The 20,518-nt window shown below is 58.2% G+C and carries 18 protein-coding genes and 1 pseudogene; 4 read left to right on the forward strand and 15 right to left on the reverse strand.

Annotation, left to right across the window (positions count from 1 at the left end):
* Positions 1-529 precede the first annotated feature (529 nt).
* The 3 genes from RMS95_RS00300 to RMS95_RS00310 all read right to left on the reverse strand — a co-directional run bounded on the left by RMS95_RS00300 (position 530) and on the right by RMS95_RS00310 (position 2,533).
* Positions 530-1,027 carry a super-infection exclusion protein B gene (locus tag RMS95_RS00300; protein ID WP_310642686.1) on the reverse strand — a complete coding sequence of 166 codons (498 nt, stop codon included), beginning with the start codon at positions 1,025-1,027 and terminating at the stop codon, positions 530-532.
* Between the two features lie 156 nt (positions 1,028-1,183).
* Entirely contained in the window at positions 1,184-1,555 is a 372-nt protein-coding gene (locus RMS95_RS00305; protein WP_310642687.1) for a type IIL restriction-modification enzyme MmeI, read from the reverse strand.
* A 120-nt stretch (positions 1,556-1,675) separates the two neighbouring features.
* Positions 1,676-2,533, reverse strand: a complete 858-nt coding sequence (locus RMS95_RS00310; RefSeq protein WP_310642688.1) for a symmetrical bis(5'-nucleosyl)-tetraphosphatase — start codon at positions 2,531-2,533, stop codon at positions 1,676-1,678.
* A 41-nt stretch (positions 2,534-2,574) separates the two neighbouring features.
* Here RMS95_RS00310 and RMS95_RS00315 point away from each other — a divergent pair, with 41 nt between their 5' ends.
* On the forward strand, positions 2,575-3,876 hold the full coding sequence (locus tag RMS95_RS00315) for a hemolysin family protein (protein ID WP_310642689.1): 1,302 nt from the start codon (positions 2,575-2,577) through the stop codon (positions 3,874-3,876).
* Here the strand turns inward: RMS95_RS00315 and RMS95_RS00320 are convergent.
* The gene (locus tag RMS95_RS00320) at positions 3,860-4,591 is read right to left on the reverse strand and encodes a class I SAM-dependent methyltransferase (protein WP_310642690.1); all 732 of its coding nucleotides are present in this window, start codon (positions 4,589-4,591) and stop codon (positions 3,860-3,862) included. The genes RMS95_RS00315 and RMS95_RS00320 overlap by 17 nt on opposite strands.
* A 96-nt stretch (positions 4,592-4,687) precedes the next feature.
* On the opposite strand from RMS95_RS00320, the gene RMS95_RS00325 reads away from it, so the two are divergent.
* The 3 genes from RMS95_RS00325 to RMS95_RS00335 are packed head-to-tail and all read left to right on the forward strand — an operon-like array spanning position 4,688 to position 10,122.
* Complete coding sequence (locus RMS95_RS00325; RefSeq protein ID WP_310642691.1) at positions 4,688-6,412, forward strand: NADH-ubiquinone oxidoreductase-F iron-sulfur binding region domain-containing protein; 1,725 nt, start codon at positions 4,688-4,690, stop codon at positions 6,410-6,412.
* Positions 6,413-9,307 carry a formate dehydrogenase subunit alpha gene (gene fdhF / locus RMS95_RS00330; protein WP_310642692.1) on the forward strand — a complete coding sequence of 965 codons (2,895 nt, stop codon included), beginning with the start codon at positions 6,413-6,415 and terminating at the stop codon, positions 9,305-9,307.
* A 14-nt stretch (positions 9,308-9,321) separates the two neighbouring features.
* Positions 9,322-10,122: an aspartate dehydrogenase gene (locus RMS95_RS00335; RefSeq protein WP_310642693.1), complete on the forward strand. Its 801-nt coding sequence runs from the start codon at positions 9,322-9,324 to the stop codon at positions 10,120-10,122.
* A gap of 44 nt (positions 10,123-10,166) precedes the next feature.
* Here RMS95_RS00335 and RMS95_RS00340 read toward each other — a convergent pair whose 3' ends face one another.
* From RMS95_RS00340 to RMS95_RS00385, 11 genes and pseudogenes are all read right to left on the reverse strand, one after another.
* Positions 10,167-10,880 (reverse strand): ABC transporter ATP-binding protein, encoded by a 714-nt coding sequence (locus RMS95_RS00340; protein WP_310642694.1) that lies wholly within the window; start codon positions 10,878-10,880, stop codon positions 10,167-10,169.
* Positions 10,877-11,632: an ABC transporter ATP-binding protein gene (locus tag RMS95_RS00345; protein WP_310642695.1), complete on the reverse strand. Its 756-nt coding sequence runs from the start codon at positions 11,630-11,632 to the stop codon at positions 10,877-10,879. Before RMS95_RS00345 ends, RMS95_RS00340 begins: the two co-directional genes overlap by 4 nt.
* 1 nt (position 11,633) lies before the next feature.
* Positions 11,634-12,575 carry a branched-chain amino acid ABC transporter permease gene (locus RMS95_RS00350; RefSeq protein ID WP_310642696.1) on the reverse strand — a complete coding sequence of 314 codons (942 nt, stop codon included), beginning with the start codon at positions 12,573-12,575 and terminating at the stop codon, positions 11,634-11,636.
* Positions 12,572-13,498, reverse strand: a complete 927-nt coding sequence (locus RMS95_RS00355) for a branched-chain amino acid ABC transporter permease (protein ID WP_310642697.1) — start codon at positions 13,496-13,498, stop codon at positions 12,572-12,574. Before RMS95_RS00355 ends, RMS95_RS00350 begins: the two co-directional genes overlap by 4 nt.
* A gap of 67 nt (positions 13,499-13,565) precedes the next feature.
* Positions 13,566-14,741, reverse strand: a complete 1,176-nt coding sequence (locus RMS95_RS00360) for an ABC transporter substrate-binding protein (RefSeq protein ID WP_310642698.1) — start codon at positions 14,739-14,741, stop codon at positions 13,566-13,568.
* 28 nt (positions 14,742-14,769) lie between these two features.
* Positions 14,770-15,372 carry a 3-hydroxyanthranilate 3,4-dioxygenase gene (locus RMS95_RS00365; protein ID WP_310642699.1) on the reverse strand — a complete coding sequence of 201 codons (603 nt, stop codon included), beginning with the start codon at positions 15,370-15,372 and terminating at the stop codon, positions 14,770-14,772.
* A gap of 5 nt (positions 15,373-15,377) precedes the next feature.
* Positions 15,378-15,992 (reverse strand): CoxG family protein, encoded by a 615-nt coding sequence (locus RMS95_RS15795; protein ID WP_405023342.1) that lies wholly within the window; start codon positions 15,990-15,992, stop codon positions 15,378-15,380.
* Positions 15,993-16,013: 21 nt separating this feature from the next.
* Positions 16,014-16,802, reverse strand: a pseudogene (locus RMS95_RS15800) (FAD binding domain-containing protein); the annotation flags it as partial.
* Positions 16,799-17,287 (reverse strand): 2Fe-2S iron-sulfur cluster-binding protein, encoded by a 489-nt coding sequence (locus tag RMS95_RS00375; protein ID WP_310642701.1) that lies wholly within the window; start codon positions 17,285-17,287, stop codon positions 16,799-16,801. The pseudogene RMS95_RS15800 and the gene RMS95_RS00375, both read right to left, overlap by 4 nt.
* A gap of 24 nt (positions 17,288-17,311) precedes the next feature.
* Positions 17,312-18,292: a dihydrodipicolinate synthase family protein gene (locus tag RMS95_RS00380; RefSeq protein WP_310642702.1), complete on the reverse strand. Its 981-nt coding sequence runs from the start codon at positions 18,290-18,292 to the stop codon at positions 17,312-17,314.
* On the reverse strand, positions 18,289-20,436 hold the full coding sequence (locus RMS95_RS00385) for a xanthine dehydrogenase family protein molybdopterin-binding subunit (protein ID WP_310642703.1): 2,148 nt from the start codon (positions 20,434-20,436) through the stop codon (positions 18,289-18,291). Before RMS95_RS00385 ends, RMS95_RS00380 begins: the two co-directional genes overlap by 4 nt.
* Positions 20,437-20,518 lie beyond the last annotated feature (82 nt).

Genomic DNA, 20,518 nt, shown 5'->3' on the forward strand with positions numbered 1-20,518 from the left:
GATACCACCGGCTCAATTCGCGCAGCAGCATAGGATTAATTCAAATGCTGCTGCAAATACAAACCATCAAGTTTTGGAATAACCTTGACACATCGGACTAACTTCTAATTCAGTGGTACGGCTAGTGGGGGCAGGTCACAATGTGCATAATATCGGTGTATTTTTGACGTTAAGTTCTTACCGCACATTACCGCTCATTTGCTTTCGATTACTAAGTAGTCGAAATAGAAAGTTCGAAAGTGGTCAACCATCCACCACCATACATAAGGGCTCGGATACTCTCCGAGCCCTTTTTCTTTGCTCTAAGGCCCTGTATTTGCGGGCTCCCGACGAGTGACCTTAAGGACGCGGCAGCCTCGAGCAACTCAAGGGGCCGGGCGACTTGCATACGTATGATTCCCATTAGCCGCTGGCTGATCGGGCCTGGATGGATCCTTTTCACACCCCTTGGGAGGAAGATGCACAACGTGCAGTTCGAGATTTCGAAACCCACCGACGATGTGGCATTCGAAGACATGTGTGCCCGAATCTACGGAACCGTCTTCAATGACCCATTGCCGCAGACGAACGGGCGTCGGGGCCAGAAGCAGGGCGGCATCGATGTGTTTATCGACGCGCCAGAAGGTCGGCTTCCATCGGATACCAGACTTTGCACGACACCATCGTCGTAGCGGAGGACATTAGCGCGAGTTTGCTTCGCAATGTAGAACCGGAGAATTTGCTTTTCATCTTCGGTCAGACAATTCAGGCGATCGGTTACGCGCTGATAGAAGCTCCGCGTACGCCACCAACTTTTGACGATGGAAACCCCGTCAGCTCCAATCGAAATAGTGAACAGGGATACGCTGACAAGCAAGGTGAGCCCTAGCACCGAGCGGTTGTCTTGCGCAAGTTCAAATACCCCGATGAGCCTTAGAAATTCTTCGCTGGCAAAAAGGAGAATGGCGGCCATGACACCAAGTGCAATCAGATAGCGTGGAGCGAGCTTCAAAAACTCAAGAAAAGTCTTTGCGATTTCAGCGAACATGATAAAAGACCAATGTAATTTTTTCCGTAGAACTTGCGGGGTAATCTGGACTATGTCGCTTGGAAGTAGCCGGGGTTGAACGACTGGTTTCGTTGTAATAGGGGCGGTCGCGTAAATGTGTCGACATTCGGTGATGGGTCAATGCGGTCATATTCATTAGATTTCTGTGGCTTTGTATTTGCGCGTTTTCTCGCTTGCTGTTGCCGGCAGCAAACTGGTGATGCGTTGGTACAACTCGAATAAGAAGGCCACGCGTTCGGCGTCGGAGACGTAAGAATTTTTGCCGCCGCTGGGTTGGTAGGCGGCGTCTAGCTTTTGGTGGGCCTTGAGCAAGGCTGGGGGCATGGTGAGCGGGTCATACAGGTCGGCCAAGGAAGCGCCTGCAAATTGGGCGCGGGCGTCGAGCACGCATTGGGCGGCTTGTTCAATGGACGTGCGGTGTTTGTTAGTGCCTTTGATGAAGGCGTCGGCCCAGGTTTTGCTGAAAAGCAATGCCCTAGATTTAATTTCGTTCCAATTAAGACCCATTTAGTGCTCAAGAAATTGAGCCTGAATGCTAATGGAAAGTTCTCACTTTTTTGAATTTGATGGATCTATAAAAGTAATTAAATTGCATTTGCGTCGGGCAAAGGCGGCCAGTCCGCTTGCCTAGGCCAGCGGGTCCATGGTTTGTGGACACGTCACGCTGAGGCGTTCCCACGCAGGGGCCTCGTTCACGGTCAACAGCGTGTCCGATGCTTCTAGCTTGGCCGCACTCAGGCAACCACCCCACACACACCCATCGTCTAGGCACATCACATCTGCGCGGTCTGCAATGTGCACGGTAGACCAATGGCCAAACGCGATGCGCGTATCTGCCGTCAACCGGCCCGGCACATCAAACCAAGGCATCAGGTGCGCAGGGGCTTTGTCTGCGCTTTCTTTCACACTGAAATCCATCGCACCATGTGCATCACAAAAGCGCAAGCGGGTGAGGGCGTTGACGATCACGCGTAAGCGGTCTGCACCTGCCAAGTCATCACGCCACACATTGGGCATGCCGCCATACATCTGCGGCATGAAGTGCACCCAGTCGTCGCTGCGCAGCACGGCTTCGACTTCGCTCGCCAGCGCTAGGGTTTGCGCCGCTGTCCATGGCGGCAGCACGCCCGCATGCACCATCAACACGTTGCCCACATGCATGGCCATGTTTTGGTGGCGCAGCCAGTGCAACAGATCGTGGCTGTCGGGCGCGGTCAAGATGTCTTGGATGGTGTCTTGCTTGTTGGGCTGGCGCACGCCGCACGACACGGCCAGCAAATGCAAGTCATGGTTGCCGAGCAGGCATTGCGCACTGCTACCCAGTGCCATCAAACGTCGCAGCACGCCCACGTTGTCGGGGCCGCGGTTGACCAAGTCGCCCAGCAAATAGAGCGTGTCGCGGCTGGGAGAGAAGTCAATGTGTTGTAGCAATCGTTCCAGGGCTGAATCGCAGCCTTGCACGTCGCCAATCAAGTAAAGTGCCATGTGTCGATTGTGTCTAATCTTTTTGACTGTTATTGCCTCGCATGGATGTTCTTCTCATCGTTTTTCTGACGCTGCTCAACGGCGTGTTTGCCATGTCGGAGATGGCGCTGTCTTCGAGCCGCAAGGCGCGCTTGGCCGCATTGGACGAGGCGGGCGACAGCGGCGCACGCGCTGCGTTGGCCTTGATGGCGCAGCCCACCCAGTTTTTATCGACCGTTCAAATCGGCATCACTTCCATTGGCGTGTTCAACGGCATCGTGGGCGAGGCTGCTTTCAGCGATGGCCTGTCGGTTTGGCTGGCGCACCACGGCGTGGCAGAACGCTTTGCCGAAGGGTTGGCGACCGCCTTGGTGGTCACCTTGATCACGTTCAGCACCATTTTGTTTGGCGAACTGGTGCCCAAGCGCATTGGTCAATTGTTCCCAGAAGCCGTGGCTCGTGTGGCCGCGCCGTTGATGTTGGCGCTGGCCACGGTGGCCAAGCCCTTTGTGTATTTTTTGTCGGCCAGCACCGGTGGAATTTTGAAGCTCTTGCGCATTGACGTGGATGGCGCCCGCACGGTGACAGAAGAAGAAATCACCGCCAGTTTGGTCGAGGGCGTGGATGCGGGGGTGATTGAGCAGCACGAGCACCAAATGGTGCAAAACGTGTTCAACCTCGACGAACGCACGCTCACGTCCATCATGGTGCACCGCTCGGACATCGAGTGGCTGGACGCCAAAACCTCAGTGCCCCAAGCGCTGGCACAGGTGGGGGCAGAAGGCGCGCATTCGTGGTACCCCGTCTGTCGTGGCGGCTTGGATGACGTGGTGGGTGCGGTCAGTGTGTCGCAGTTGCTGCGCTTGCCACCCAACACGGACATGACGGTGGACCGTTTGGCGCAGCCCGTGTCGTTTGTGCCTGAAACGCTGAGTGGTTTGGATTTGTTGGAGCAATTTCGTCGCCCCGCTGAGCGGGCCACTGCGCACGGGCGCATGGTGTTGGTGGTGGACGAATACGGTGTGGTGCAGGGCCTGTTGACGCCACGTGATTTGCTCGAGGCCATCACGGGTGAGTTGTTGCACGCCGCTTCTGCCGACGAGGCATGGGCCACGCCGCGGCCCGATGGCAGTTGGTTGATCGATGGCCTGATGCCTGTGAGTGAATTCAAAGCACGGCTGCAAATTCGCGAGTTACCCGATGAGGACCGGGGGATTTACAACACGGTGGCGGGTTTGGTGATGGCCATCTCGGGACATTTGCCGACAGTGGCAGAGCGCGTCGCGTGTGGAGATTGGATGCTGGAGGTGGTCGATTTGGATGGCCGCCGCATCGACAAATTGTTGGTTACCCGCGTCGTTTGAACGGCACTTGGTAGATCCAGACAGGACGGCTATCTCGGCTGTCCACCATGGCATGAGGCACCAATTCACGGGCTTCAAACTCTAAGCTGACCAGCCATGCCCCACGGCGCAGTTCGGCCTCGGCTTTTTCAACAGCTCTGGGCATGCTTTCTGGGCGTTGAAACAAATACACCATGTCGTAGCTGCGCCAATCAGCCAGCCAAATATCGCCTTGGCGAATGCGTGCAAAACCACAACGCAGGGCGCTCAAAATGCGCAGCGGCCAGCTCATTTCTAACCCATTCAAATCGGCACGTGGGTAGGCGTCACGCAGGGCAATCAGGCCATCGCCCATGCCGCTGCCCGCATCCAAAATGCGTGCGCCACTCAACAAGGTGATGTGATCAGGCAAATGCTTGAGCGCCTTTTTGGGCGTGGGGAACAAGGGCGCGTCGCGCCAAGCTTTGCGGGGGTAGACCAACACAATCAGCCCCAGCAACATCAGCCAAGCCAAAGGGGGCATGTGCAAGCTGCTCGAGGACACCAACATCGACAACGGAAACCCGAGCACGATCAAGGCTTTGCGCATGGGCGTGCTGCCAAATTTGCTCAAAAAACCACCCCAAAATGCGGCGACGACCAAGGCGAGGGTCTCGCTCAAGCCTGTTGATTGCAAGGCTTTGAAGATGAGCCACGATGAGCTCCAAGCGAGCAGGGCGGGGACGGGCCAAGTCATGAATTTCATAGGTCAGAATGATAGAGCCATCGCGACACGTGAATGTTTCGTTTGCCCCGAAAATAGTTGTTAGAACTCAGACAACGCAAACCTACGATGACTTCCTCTCACACACAGCCCTTGGCCTCTGCCGATCAGATGCGCGATACCCTTCGCCGCATCAGTCACCTCAAGGGGCGTCAAGCCGACGAGGCGTCGGTCCAAGAGGTGCGGGCGCTGATCGGGGTCGCCCCACATCGTCGCGATTTGTTGATTGAACATTTGCACAAGCTCAACGACGCTTACCGCTGTTTGCATGATCGTCATGTGGTGGCGTTGGCCAAAGAGATGACCCTTCCGCAGGCCGAGGTGTTTGAAGTGGCAACGTTCTACCACCACTTTGAGGTTGTTCGCGGGGATGAAGCCGTCCCCAGTTTGACCGTGCGGGTGTGTGATGGCCTGAGTTGTGAATTGGCAGGCGCGCAGCCGTTGTTGGAAAAATTGCCAATTTTGCTGGGGCGTTCCGATGTGCGCGTGGTGGCCGCACCGTGTGTGGGCCGTTGTGAACAAGCCCCTGTGGCCGTGGTCCATCAACATGCGGTGGTGCATGCCACGCCAGAGTCTGTGGCAAATGCTGTGCACGCTGAACACACACAAGCTGCACTGCCCGAGGCTTTGCGCTTGGCCGAGTACCGCGCACAAGGCGGCTACGACTTGTTGACGGCGTTGGTTCAGGGCGATGCCAATGGCGGTTTGTCGCGCATCACGTCTGAGCAGGTGTTGCAAGCCATGGAGGCTTCGGGTTTGCGCGGTTTGGGGGGCGCAGGTTTCCCAGCAGGACGCAAATGGCGCATCGTGCGCGAGCAGCCCACACCACGTTTGATGGCTGTCAACATCGACGAAGGCGAGCCCGGCACCTTCAAAGACCGCACCTATTTAGAGCGTGACCCGCATCGCTTTTTAGAAGGCTTGTTGGTTGCCGCGCATGTGGTGGGTATTGATGCGGTGTACATCTACTTGCGCGACGAGTACCACGGTTGCCGTGAATTGTTGACGCAAGAACTAGCCGCCTTGCGGGCCCATCCCCCTTGCCCGTTGCCCACCATCGAGCTGCGACGCGGTGCTGGTGCTTACATCTGTGGCGAAGAGTCCGCCATGATTGAAAGCATCGAAGGCAAACGTGGCGAACCACGCATGCGCCCGCCCTACATTGCGCAAGTGGGTTTGTTTGGCAGGCCCACCCTTGAACACAACTTTGAAACGTTGTACTGGGTACGCGACATTGTGCAAAAAGGCGCAGACTGGTTCAGTGGTTTTGGTCGGCATGGCCGCAAAGGTTTGCGCAGTTTCAGCGTGAGCGGCCGTGTCAAGCAGCCGGGCGTGAAGCTGGCCCCTGCGGGTATCACCATTCAAGAGTTGATTGACGAGTATTGCGGCGGCATGCTCGACGGCCATCAGCTCTATGCCTATTTGCCAGGCGGTGCATCGGGCGGCATCTTGCCCGCACGCATGAACGACATTCCCTTGGACTTTGACACTTTGCAGCCCTATGGTTGCTTCATCGGTTCAGCGGCTGTCATCGTGTTGAGCCAGCACGATTCAGCGCGCGATGCGGCCATCAACATGATGAACTTCTTTGCACATGAAAGCTGCGGCCAATGCACACCGTGCCGTGTGGGCACAGCCAAAGCATCGCAACTCATGCAGGCCAAGGTGTGGGACAACACGACCTTGGAAGACTTGAACCAAGTCATGACCGATGCCTCGATTTGTGGTTTGGGCCAAGCAGCGCCCAACCCTGTGCGTTGCGTGCAAAAGTATTTCCCAGAGGAGATCGTTTAAATGAACGCCCCGCTCAAACCCACGGACTTGATGCCGCAAACGGTTGAGTTCAAGCTCAACGACCAACGTTTGCAAGCCTACGAAGGTGAGACCATTCTGAAAGCCGCACAGCGCCACGGCGTGGACATTCCCCACCTTTGCTACAAAGACGGCCTGCGCCCCGATGGCAACTGCCGCGCGTGTGTGGTGGAGATCAAAGGCGAGCGCACCTTGGCACCTAGCTGCTGTCGCACGGCGACAGCAGGTCTTGAAGTTTTGGTCAGTGACCGAGCCGTCAAGAGCCAGAAGATGGTGTTGGAGATGTTGCTGTCGGACATGCCAGATGTGGGGCATAAATGGAATGATTCGTTGAGCACGTCGTCTGAGACTTCATCCGCTGCTGCGACGGGGCAGCACGGTGAACTGAGCGACTGGGCTTCTCGCTTACATGTGTCGGTGCGTCCTGAGTTGCGTGCACTGCGCCGCGAGCAACCCGCCTGCGATGTGTCACACCCCGCGATGGCGGTGAACTTGGATGCGTGCATTCAGTGCAACCGTTGTGTGCGTGCGTGTCGTGAAGAACAAGTGAACGATGTGATTGGCTATGCCCATCGTGGTGCGCACAGCCAGATCGTGTTTGATTTAGACGACAGCATGGGCCACAGTTCATGCGTCGCTTGCGGCGAATGTGTGCAAGCTTGCCCGACGGGTGCCTTGATGCCTAAAACCCAAGTGGGCTCGCAAGCAGTCGACAAAAAAGTGGACTCGGTGTGTCCGTTCTGCGGTGTAGGTTGCTTGCTGACCTACAACGTGAAGGACAACAAAATTGTCAGCGTGGACGGCCGCGATGGCCCCGCCAACCACAACCGTTTGTGCGTCAAGGGCCGCTTTGGGTTTGATTACATCCACAACCCCCAGCGCTTGACAGTACCGCTGATTCGCAAGGCGGGTGTGCCCAAAGACCCTGAAGTCTTGCGTCAGCTCAATGCCCATGCGGTCGATTGGTCGCAGGTGTTTCGTGAAGCCACTTGGGACGAAGCCTTGGCGTTGGCTTCTGGCTCGCTCAAGCAGTTGCGCGACACCCATGGCAAAAAAACCTTGGCGGGTTTTGGTTCGGCCAAGGGCAGCAACGAAGAAGCGTATTTGTTTCAGAAGTTGGTGCGCACAGGTTTTGGGTCTAACAACGTGGACCACTGCACACGCTTGTGTCACGCGTCAAGTGTGGCGGCTCTTCTAGAGGGCGTGGGCTCCGGGGCCGTGAGCAACCAAGTGAATGATGTGGAGCATGCGGGCCTGATTTTCGTCATTGGTTCCAACCCCACGGCCAACCATCCCGTTGCTGCCACGTGGATGAAAAATGTAGCCAAACGCGGCGCCAAGATTGTGTTGGCCGACCCGCGCGTGACGGACATTGGCAAGCACGCGTGGCGCACCTTGCAGTTCAAACCCGACACCGATGTGGCGATGCTCAATGCACTCATTCACACCGTGATTGACGAGGGCTTGGTGGATGAAGATTTCATCCGCAATCGTGCCAGCAATTACGAAGCCTTGAAAGACAACGTCAAAGGCTACAGCCCTGAGGCGATGGCACCCATTTGCGGAATTCCTGCAGAGACCTTGCGCGAAGTGGCGCGTGAGTTTGCTAAATCAAAAGGCGCCATGATTTTGTGGGGCATGGGCGTGAGCCAGCACGTGCACGGCACAGACAACGCGCGTTGTTTGATTGCACTGGTGACGGTGACGGGCCAAATTGGCAAGCCTGGCTCTGGACTGCACCCACTGCGCGGCCAAAACAACGTGCAGGGCGCGAGTGATGCGGGCCTCATTCCCATGATGTATCCCAACTACCAACACGTCACTGACAAGGCCGCACACCATTGGTTTGAAAAGTTTTGGGACACCCCTCTGGACGACAAGCCCGGCTATACCGTGGTCGAAATCATGGGCAAGATCTTGGCCGATGACAACGACCCACACAAAATTCGCGGCATGTACATCATGGGTGAGAACCCTGCGATGAGTGACCCCGACTTGAACCATGCCCGCCACTCGCTGGCCACGCTGGAGCACTTGGTGGTGCAAGACATCTTCATGACCGAAACCGCTTGGCTGGCCGACGTGGTGCTACCTGCCACTGCGTGGCCAGAGAAAACAGGCACGGTCAGCAACACCGACCGCATGGTGCAGTTGGGCAAGCAAGCCATTGACCCACCGGGGCAAGCCAAACCCGATTTGTGGATCATTCAACAAATTGCCAAAGGCGTGGGCTTGGATTGGCATTACCAAGGTGAGCACAGCGGCGTGGCCGAGGTATACGACGAAATGCGCCAAGCCATGCATGCGGCGATCAATGGCATCACTTGGGAGCGTTTGCAGCGTGAGTCCAGCGTGACCTATCCCTGCTTGAGTGAAGACGACCCGGGTTCTCCCACCGTGTTCATGGACCACTTCGCCACCGATGATGGACGCGTGCATTTGGTGCCAGCCGACATCATTCCTGCCAACGAGCGACCAGATGCCGACTATCCCTATGTGCTGATCACGGGCCGCCAATTGGAGCACTGGCACACCGGCAGCATGACACGCCGCGCCACTGTGTTGGACGCGATTGAGCCCATCGCCACCGCGTCTATGTGTGGCTCAGACATGCAGCGTCTCAAGGTGGCGGCAGGCGATGTGATCACCATCGCCTCACGCCGAGGTCAGGTCACCTTGCATGTGCGCCGCGATGACGGCACACCACAAGGGGCCGTGTTTGTGCCGTTTGCCTATTACGAAGCTGCGGCCAATTTGATGACCAATGCAGCGCTTGATCCATTTGGCAAAATACCCGAATTCAAATATTGCGCGGTTGCCATTCATGCGGGGGGACATTTGCCGCTGAACGTTGGCTTTGGCCTCAACCGTGCCTGACACACGGACACACCATGAAAGCTCGTTTAGTCATCATCGGTTACGGCGCGATTGCGGCAGAGTTGATCGGCCGTTTGCGTGACAAGCACGGACCTGATTGTGTGTTGGCGGTGCTCTTGCGCGCTGATTCAACGTCGTGCAGCAAGCTGCCTGCCGGTGTGTCATGTTTGACGAGTTTGGATGAGGTGTTGCATTTCAAACCCGACTTGGTCATCGAAGCCGCAGGCCACCACGCTGTGCACAACTATGCCCAAGGCTGTTTGGCCGCAGGCTTGTCGTTTGTGGCGGTGTCGGTGGGGGCCATGGCCGACGACGCCTTTTTCAAGCAACTCAGCCAAACCGCAACGCAGAGCGGCGCCAAGTTGATCTTCCCCAGTGGTGCGATCGGCGCGCTCGATTACATCGGAGCCGTCCGCGATTTGCCTGACACGCAGGTGGTCTACGAGTCTCGCAAACCCCCCTCGGCATGGGCCGATGAATTGCAGCGCTTGGGCGTGGCTCAGCCACTGACCGAGGACGTGGTGTTGTTTGACGGCCATGCACGCGAAGCGGCGCTGCGTTATCCGCAGAACTTGAACGTGGCGGCCAGCTTGGCGTTGGCAGGCAACGGGTTTGAGCGCACGCAGGTACGCATCGTGGTCGACCCTCACGCCAAGGGCAACACCCACCGTGTGCACGCCACAGGTGCGTTCGGTGAGATGCATGCTGACATCGTCAATCGGCCGTCACCGGACAACCCCAAAACGTCTTGGGTGGTGGGCTTGAGTTTGTTGGCGACGGTGGAGCGCTACTTTGCGCCGGTGGTGTTTGGCTGACACGTGCACAGCCAAGACTGGCACGCTGTTGCGTTAAGCCAGCCTCATATCGCCAGATAACGCGCGCGCACACTGGCATCGGCGCGGAAGGCGTCTGAATCGCCTGACCACACGCAGCGGCCTTTTTCCATCACATAGTGTTGGTCGCACAAGGTGATCAGTTGTTGCAGGTTTTTGTCGGTCACCAAAATCGACAAACCTTCGCTGCGCAGCGCATTCAAGGCTGACCAAATTTCTTCGCGAATCAAGGGCGACAAACCTTCGGTGGCTTCGTCCAAGATCAGCAATTTGGGGTTCGTCATCAAGGCGCGTCCAATGGCCAGCATTTGTTGTTCGCCGCCCGAGAGTTGGTTGCCAAAGTTGTTTTGGCGTTCGGCTAAGCGCGGAAAAAACGCATACACACGCTTCAAGTCCCAAGCCTTGCTGCCCGCACGCGCAGGGCGTGCCGTGGCCACCAAGTTTTCCCACACCGACAGGTTGGGGAAAATATGTCGCCCTTCGGGCACCAAGCCAATGCCCAACTGGGCCACCCGATGCGCGGGCAAGTGCTGAATCGCTTGACCTTGCCACAGCACCTCGCCTTGCCACAGGGGCAGCAAGCCCATCATGCTTTTGATGGTGGTGGTTTTGCCCATGCCATTGCGACCTTGCAGGCTCACGCACTGGCCGGGTTGTACCGACAAAGCCATGTCAAACAACACTTGGCTGGCGCCGTAGCCATTGGTGGCTTGGCGCATTTCTAACAAGGGGGTGCTCATGCGCTCAGCTCCTCATCGCCCAAATAGGCTTCACGCACGATGTCGCTGGTGCGCACGGCGTCGGGTGTGTCGCACAGCACCACTTGGCCGTAGACCAGCACGCTGACCTGATCGGCCAGCGAGAACACGGCATGCATGTCGTGCTCGATCAACAAAATCGCAAACTGTTGGCGCAGGCTTTGCAGCACGTCAATCATGTGTTGTGTCTCCGTGGGGCCCAAGCCCGCCATGGGTTCGTCGAGCAAGAGCACATCGGGTTGTGACGCCACGGCCATGGCCAACTCAATTTGGCGTTGCTGGCCGTAGGACAAATCGCGCACGCGTTGTTGGCGCAACGCCAGCAGGCCCAGCAGGTCGAGCACCGCGTCGCTGCGGTCGACCAATTCACGTTGCGACGTGGCGGCTTGCCAGAAATGAAAGTTGTGTCCCTGTGCTGTTTGGACCGCGAGCAACACGTTTTCCAAAGCCGTGAACTCAGGGATGACTGAGTTGATTTGGTACGAACGCCCCAAACCCGCGCGCGCACGCTTGGCCACCGCCCAATGCGTGATGTCTTGGCCTTTGAGAAACACCTGTCCGGCATCGCTGCGCACTTCCCCCACGATTTGGTTCACCAAGGTGGTTTTTCCTGCGCCATTCGGGCCAATCAAGGCATGGATTTGTCCTGCTTGCAGTTGGATGTTCACATGGTCGGTCACGCGCAGACCGCCGTAGTTTTTGACCAAGCCGCGTACTTCTAACAAGGGGCTCATCTCAACGCTCCTCCAGCAGGCCCCAGAGCCCGCGCTTGAGGTAAATCACGATCAACACAATCAGGGGGCCCAAAGTCATGGGCCAGCGCTCGGTCATCAGCTTCAAACCTTCTTCGGTCAGCAGCAGCGCAAAGGCACCGACGACAGGTCCAAACACGCTGCCCATACCGCCCAAGAGCACCATCACAATCAGCTCACCCGACACCGCCCATGTCATCATGGCGGGCGATACAAAACCGGTGAGGTTGGCCAAGAAGAAGCCTGCCAAGGCACACAGCACGGCTGAGATCACATAGGCCGTGATGCGATAGGGCAGGCTGCGTGCCCCCAAGGCTTGCACACGTCGGTCATTCACCTTGGCGGCGCGCAGCACCAGCCCGAACCGCGAGGCCACCACGTGTTGCAAGATCCAAAGCGCCAACAACACCGTGATGAGCAGCGATACATAGATGGCAAATTTGTTGCCTGTTAAAAATCCGAAATCACTGAGCTGCTGCAGGCTGATGCCGTCGTCGCCACCAAATGCTTTGAGGCTGACGAAGACGTAATAAAACAGCTGCGCAAAAGCCAAGGTGATCATGATGAAGGCAATGCCTTGCGTGCGCAGAGCCACCCAACCCAAGGGAGCCGCAATCAGCACAGTCACGATCACCGCTGTCGCCAAGTGCAACCAACCGGAGTGAAGGCCCAAGCTGGACAAAATGCCCACCGCGTAAGCACCTAAGCCCATGTACATGGCATGGCCCAAGCTCACCATGCCGCCAAAGCCGAGGGCCAAGTTCAAACCCAAGGCCGCTAAGCCAAATGCCAAGATGCGCCCCACCAAGGTGAGGGCGTACATGTCTTGCGTGTACCAGGCATACATGGGCACGGCGACCAAGGCTGCGATGAGCAGCGACGCCAACGCGTGACGCCAGCCAGCGTGTGTGTGAAGGGTACTCATTGTTGGCGCGCCTTCACAGGAAACAGACCATCGGGTTTGAACGCCAGCACCAAGACCATCAACAAATACACCAGCATCGAGGCCAAGGCTGGGCCCGCAGCATTCGCCACCGAAGCGTCAAACAATTCGCGCAGCCAAATTGGCAGTAGCACACGACCCAAGGTATCGACCACGCCGACCACCAAGGCGCCCAAAAAGGCGCCGCGGATGGAGCCAATGCCACCGATCACGATGACCACCAAGGTCAACACCAAAATAGGTTCGCCCATGCCGGGCTGGATAGACAAAATCGGCCCCACCATGGCACCGGCCAATCCGGCCAAACCTGCGCCCAAGGCAAACACAAAACGATTGAGCCACCCAATGTTCACACCCAGCGCAGACACCATCTCACGGTTGCTGGCACCCGCACGAATCAGCATGCCAATGCGGGTGCGTTCAATCAATGCATACAGACCCAAGGCCACCGCCAACCCAACGCCAATGATGGCGAAGCGGTAAGCGGGGTAGTTGAATCCCAAAATTTGAACCGAGTTCGACAGCGCTTCTGGCGTGTCCATGAACAGTGGTGAGTTGCCCCAGGCCCAACGCACAAACTCGTTGCTGAACAACACAATGCCAAAGGTGGCCAGCACTTGGTCGAGGTGGTCACGCTTGTGCAACACGGCCAAGCCGCCTGCATCCAGCAATGCCGCCAAGATAAAAACGCCCCCTGCCGCGGCCAACAAGGCCAAGCCGAACGACCCCGACGCGGCAAAGACCAAGGCGGCAAAGTACGCGCCAAACATATAGAGCGCACCATGGGCCAAGTTGATGAAACTCATGATGCCAAAGACCAAGGTCAGCCCTGCGGCCATCAAAAACAACAGCACGCCAAACTGCAGCCCGTTGAGGGCCTGTGCCAACAGCAAATTGAAACTCATGCGATCTTTAAAAAAGAACCGGGGTTTGCTTCAAAGCCAACCCCGGTGTGGTGTGACAAGGCAGCGCTTACTTGAGCGGGCAATCTTTCACATACGGATCAGCCAAGTCTTTGAGGGGTGTGGAGGCTGTTTTGAGTGACACACGGCCTTGCGCGTCTTTCGCCACTTCAAACACGTGCATGTCTTGGATGGGGAAACCGTTTTTGTTGAAACGGAAATTGCCGCGCACCGACTTGAAGTCGGCCGCACGCAAGGCAGCTGTTAGCGCCGCTTTGTCGCTGGCTTTGCCGCCCGTTTTCTTCAAGGCGCTGTCGATCAAGAGCGCCGAGTCGTAGGACTGTGCAGCGTACTGCGAAGGAATGCGGTTGTATTTCTTTTCGAAGTCCGTCACGAACTTTTTGCTCGCTGGGTTGTTGAAGTCAGGCCCCCAGAAGGTGCCAGAGATCACGCCCAATGCGGTTTCTTTCAACGCGGGAATGGTGGAGCCGTCGGTGGTGGAGACGGACAGCAATGGAATTTGACCCAGCAAACCAGCTTGACGCATTTGTTTGACAAAGTTCACACCCATGCCGCCAGGGTAAAACACAAACAAGGCGTCAGGCTTGGCGGCTTGCATTTGTGCGATCTCGGCCGAGTAGTCGGGTTGGTTGACGGTGGTGTACACCTCGCCCGCCACACCCCCCTTGAAGTAGCGCTTGAAGCCGGCCACGTTGTCTTTGCCCGACTGGTAGTTGGGCGCCATGATGTAGACGTTTTTGTAGCCTTTGTCGGTGGCGTATTTGCCCACCACTTCGGCTTGCATGTCGTTTTGCCAAGAGGTGAAGAAGAAATTGGCATTGCACTGCGCACCGGCCAAGGGGGCAGGGCCCGCGTTGGAGCCGACGAACACTGCTTTGCCATCGGCCAAGGGCTTGGCCACCGCCATCATCACGTTAGAGAAGGTCACGCCGGTGACGATGTCGACCTTGTCGCGCTCGATGAACTTGCTGACGATTTGCACACCCAATTCAGGCTTGAGTTGGTCGTCTTCTTTGAGGACTTCAATCGTGGCCCCCCCGAGCTTGCCTCCCGATTGTTCGACCCCCAACATGAACCCGTCGTACATGTCTTGGCCCAGCGAGGCAGCAGGGCCTGACAAGGTCGACATGAAACCAATCTTCACTTGTGCCGAGGCCGAGGTGGTGGCCAGCGCGCAGGTGGCGATGGCGGCGGCGCAAAGTGCTTTGAGGGTCAGCTGTTGCATGTGTGAGTCTCCAGAGTTGTTCAAAAAATCAAAAGGCGGTGTTGGGGAAATTATGTGCGCAACGTTGGTGCCAAGTTTGCCAGTCTCTGCCAGCATGAACCGTGCCGCAATGTGGGCAAGTGCGTTGGGTGTCTGTGGTGTCGTAAAACGAGGCAAAGGCTTTGGGCAAGTCTTCCACGATGCTTTGCAATTGCAGCTCGCGTCGGGCCACCAAATGGCCGCAGTCGGCGCAATACCACTCGAAGGCATCTAACTCGCCTACAGGGCGGGTGCGTTCAATCACGGTGCACAAGTTCCCCGCTTCGGGGCGTTGTGGGGAGTGGCGCACAAAGGCGGGTAATAAAAACACATCGCCTTCACGCAAATGCACGCGTTCAAATTTGCCGCGGTCTGCAATCAGCAAAGAGGCGTTGCCTTTGAATTGGTGGAAATACTCTTCAAACGGATCGACGTGAAAGTCAGTGCGTTGGTTGGGGCCGCCCACCACCGTGCAAATCAAATCGGAGTTTTTCCAGATTTGCTGGTTACCCACCGGCGGCTTGAGCAAATGGGCGCGTTCATCGATCCAATGCTGAAAGTTCAACGGGGCGCTGTAGTGGTCCACACGTGGGACGTCATGGGCGGAAGACATAAGCGTTATTTCCTGAAAAAGTGCTGCCACCAGCGGCGCAGCGGTTGAGACAAAGCATAAAAGAAAAACCAAGCGCCACCCCTCGGGGCTTCACCCGATAAGGCGTGTGAAAAGCGCTCAAAAAACTGTTCGCTCAGCCGCTGTGCGCTGGCTTGTACCAAGCGGTTGCCGAGTTGTGCCAAGGTACCTTGGAGTTGGGGTTGTGCGGTCCAACGCAGACGCGTTTGCGACCCGACGTGTTGCAAATGCACGTGCACCTGCGCTTGGCCGCTGCCCAAGGCTCCGGCTTTACCCGAGACGTGCAAACTGCATTGCGCATGGCGTGCGTCATCGCGGGGTTCCACCTCGGGCGTGAGTTGCACCGTGGTTTCAAATTTCGCCGACACCGGACCCAAGCCCACTTTGACGGTGGCTTGGTAGTGATGCGTGGCCAACAAACGCATGGAAGAACACCCAGGGATGCTGGCTTGCAAGATCGCAGGGTCCAGCAGGGCTTGCCACACTTGGGGCAGCGTGGCATTCAACAGGTGTTCGCCTGAGAGGGTGTGCGCCGCATCGTGGTTTGTGGTGGCCGGTTGTGAGGCGCTGCTGCGTTTGACGCGCGGCTTCATGCGCGGCATAGCGGGCGACTCGCCGGTTTGCTGCGCCACGGCACGTCGGCACAACACCGTCCTCAGATGGGTGCGGTAGGCCGCGCTGGCGTGCACATCGCTCAAAGCCTCTGCCTCGACGGTGTCCACCTCATCGAGTGCACACACGCCCCACTGGCCGTTCAGCGCCTGCTCGGCTTCTGACCAACGCACGATGCCGTGCCCCAGTCCCGTCACCGCCACACGCACCTGGTGTTGGATGTCGCGTGCGACGGCCACGCCCACCAACGCGAAACGCGATGCCGGCTGCTCGTACTTGAGGTAATGGGCGGATGCGATGCGTGGAAACTTCACACCCACGATTAACTCACCCGGCTGTAGCGCTGTGGTGAATAAGCCTTGAAAAAAATCATCGGCTGACAGCTCACGTTGCGTGGTGACCACGGTGGCACCACAGGCCAACACACCCGCAGGCCAACAAGCAGCAGGGTCGTTGTTGGCCAAGGAGCCGCCCAGCGTGCCCACATGACGAATTTGCGGATCAGCAATGCCGCCCGCCAACTGCGCGAGCATGGGGCACCAAGCCTTGACCTCTGCGCTGCGGGCCACGGCCTCGTGGGTCACCATGGCGCCTATCCACAGGTGGTCGCTGTGTGACGTGATGTGTTGCAGCTCCTGCAGGTCTTGCAAGTCCACCCAATGCGTGGGTTGGCACAAGCCCAGCTTCATGGCTGCGAGCAAGCTTTGACCTCCAGCCAAGGCTTGCGCTTCGGGGTGCGTGCGCAGCAAGGCTTGCGCTTCGCGCAAGCTCTGGGGGCGAAGGTAGCGCGTGTCCTTCATACCGAGGAGGGCGTCGCACGCAGCAAGGTGAGGCCTTCGCACACCGCTTTGACAATGCCTTCATACCCCGTGCAGCGACACAAGTTACCCGACAAGGCATGACGCACCGCTTGGTCTTCGGCTGGCACGTCTTCTTGCACCATGGCCAAGGCGCGCATGACCAAACCCGGCGTGCAAAAACCGCATTGCAGGGCATGGTGTTTGCTGAAACATTGCTGCATCACATGCAGGTCTGATGCGTTGGGCGCCACACCTTCGATGGTGGTGACGTGCTGCCCGCTGCATTGCAGCGCCAAGCGGTTGCACGACTTCACGGCGGCGCCATCCACCAGCACGGTGCAAGCCCCGCATTGCGCGGTGTCGCAGCCTTGGTGTGTGCCTGTCAGCTGGCATTGCTCACGCAACACGGTCAGCAACAAGCTCGCGGGGGCCACGTCTAAGCGCAGGGCTTGACCGTTGACGTGGAGTTGCAGTGGCGTGGGCATGTCAGTGCGTGGCTTGCAGGGGGCTCACGCTGTGCGCAAGCCACATTGCGCAAACGCTTGGCGTGTGGCCTCGCGTTCGGCTTCGGTCAATTGCAGCAGCGGACGACGCACGGGGCCGCCATGCTGACCCAGCAACTCTTGCCAGTATTTGCCATGGGCTTGAGGCTTGCCTTTGGGCTTGCTGTGTTTGATGGCATCGCGCACAGGGTTCAAGCTGTCGCGCACTTTGCGGGCTTCTTCGTACTTGCCTGCAAACGCGAGTTGGGTGTACTCGTTCATGCGTTGGTCCACTTTGGACTGCAACAAGAAGGGCGGGGTGGAGCACAGGTAGAGCTTCCAACCGAGTTCGATGATGTTTTCTAACCAATCGGTTTCGTCTGGGTTGCTGACGTGAATTTTGTCGCCCACCATCTCGGTCAGACGTGCGTATTTGGCGCGGTCGGTGCTGTACTTGATGGCCACCACGTTGGGCAATTCGGCAATGCGGGCGCACAGCTCAGGGCTCATGACGTAGCCGCAGTCAGGGTGGTTCCACATGGCCAAGCCGAGATCGATTTTTTCGGACAGGTAGCGGTAGTACTCGTAAATCGTTTCGTCGGTGTCGGCGCCAAAGTGCAGCACGGGGCTGTGCACGATCACGTAGTCGGCACCGATGTTTTTCGAATGCTCGGCCAACTCCAGCACCACGTCGAGGTTGGTGTCAGAGCATGAGGTCACGATGCCGCAAGCGCCTGCACCGTTGCGGTTGCCGGCGTCGCTGGCCACTTCCACCGACAAGTCCATCAAGCGTTTGCGCTCCGCGATGGACATGGAGAAAAACTCGGCTTGCTTGCCCGCGATGAACAGGCCACCGAGCTTCAAGTCGTTGATCCAGTGGTTCAGGTTGTCGCGGTAGGCCTTTTCATCCAATTGCAAGGCGTCGTTGAAGGGGGAGAGGTTGGCCGCCCAGACGCCCACCATGTGTTCGCGTGCGTATTCTTTGGCTTCAGATTTTTTGTACTTCATGGGGTTTCCTTTTCAAAACGGGTCGACAGGACACGCCAGAGTTGTTCTGACGTGAGAGGGAGTTGCAAATCGAATTCGCCCAAGGGCGACAGCGCATCGCGTGCGGCGTTCATCAACGCAGCGGGCACGCCGATACACCCCGCTTCGCCCACGCCTTTGGCGCCTAGCAAGTTGTTGGGGCTGTGTGTGTGCAGGCTGCTGATGTGGATGGGGGGCATGTTGTCGGCGCGCGGGATGGCGTAGTCCATCAATGAGCCGGTGATGAGTTGACCTTGGTCGTCGTAGACCAAGCGTTCCATCATGGCTTGCCCCAAACCTTGGGCCGCACCGCCTATCAACTGACCGTGCACCAACTGCGGTTGCAGCACATGGCCTGCGTCATCCACCCACGAGATGCGCTCGATGGTGGGCGTGCCGGTGTCCACGTCGATGCGCATTTGCGCGATCACGCAGCCGTAGCTCCAGGCTTCGTTGGCGGTGAACCGTTCTTCTGCGGTGATGGGCAAGCTTTCGCCCTGTGCTTGGCGTGCCAGCACGGTGCGACAGGCTTGCACAATGGCGCTGCCCCCAATGGCCGTGCTGCGGCTGGCCAAGGCGCCGGTGCCTGCAGGACAGAGCTCGGTGTTGCCCAAGTGGACCTCGACGTGGGAGGGCGCACAGCCCAAGGTGTCGGCGGCCAATTGCGCAAACGTGGTGACGTGGCCTTGGCCTTGTGCTGGCGTTCCGCTGGCCACGGTGACGCGTCCGTCTTCATGCAGGGTGACGCGCGCAGATTCCCAGCCTTGACCGCAAGGCTCCACATACAAGGCCATGCCGATGCCCACCATTTCGCCTGCGCGGCGACGTTCGGTTTGCTCAAAGCGCGCGCGTTTGTAGTCAAATTCTTCGCAGGCTTTGTGCAGTGCCACGGCGTAGTTGCCCGAGTCCAGCACCTCGCCGGTGGGCGTGGTGTAGGGCATGGCTTCTTCAGGGATGAGGTTGCGCAAGCGCAAAGCCACTGGGTCGATGTCACACAGACGGGCGGCTTGCTCGATCAAGGTTTCCATCAGCAATGCCGCTTCAGGACGGCCCGCGCCGCGGTAAATGTTGACAGGCGCTGCGTGGGAGCGGGTGGCCAGGCCTTCAATGTCGATGTGTTGCAGCGTATAAGGCCCGGGCAAGATGCGAGCGGCATTGCGCAGTGGCACCACGGCAGAAAATGGCAACCAAGCGCCCAGCGTGAAATGCAGCCGTGCCCACAAACCTTCTAACACCCCCTGCGCGTTGACGTGCAAGCGACCTTCCAAGACCGAGCCACGGCCTTGCATGCCCGCCACAAAGTCATCCGAGCGGCTGGCCAGCCACTGGACGTTGCGTTGCAGGTGCTGTGCCGTCAGAGCGGTCAGCAAGTCTTCTGGGCTGACTGACGCTTTGGCGCCAAAGGCACCGCCCACATCAGGGCTGATCAGCCGCACTTGCTCTGTCGGGATTTGCAACACACGTGCCACATCGGCCTGTGCCCGCGATGGGGTTTGCGTGCCCACCCACACGGTGATGCGGTGTGGGCCGTCTGCGGGTGCCTCATGCACTTGGGCGCTGCAGGCGCGGGGCTCCATCGGCATCGTGCTGACCCGCGGCGAGCGAATGCAGGTGTGCACGACATGCGTGCTATGCGCGGGCAGTTCACCTCGGTGGTGCTGGGTGCGTGTGGTGGCCTCTTCAGACGCAAAGTCGTGGCTGGGGGGCAAGGCTTGCAGCGACACATTGACTGCACTGGCTGCTTCACGCGCCACGTCGCGGCTGCGGGCCACCACCACGGCCACGGGTTGGCCCACATAGGACACGTGGTCTTGGGCCAGCAAAGGAAACGCGGTGTCTTGCTGCACCGGCAGCAAGGGGTTGTGGCTGGGCAAGGTGTGTGGCCCGAGTTCGGCGCTGGTCAAGACGGCCAGCACGCCGTCCATCTGTTGTGCCGCCTCGGTGTCGATGCTTAGCACTTGGGCGTGTGCTTGGGGGCTGCGCACAAACGCGATGTGGCAGACGTTGGGGAGTGCCACATCTTGACCAAAGCGGCCCATACCGCGCAGCAAGGCGTTGTCTTCGCGACGCAGCAGGGGCGGCTGCATCGTGTTGGCGGCATGTGGTGTGTTGGATGAATGAGGCACGGAAAGATTTGATCAAAGATGAGCCCTGCCTTGGGCGATATAAATTGAACAATCGTGCAGCCATTTTGTTGAATCTTGGCCG

Origin of the sequence: Limnohabitans sp., from assembly GCF_031539175.1 — a bacterium.
Classification (GTDB): Bacteria; Pseudomonadota; Gammaproteobacteria; order Burkholderiales; family Burkholderiaceae_C; genus Limnohabitans.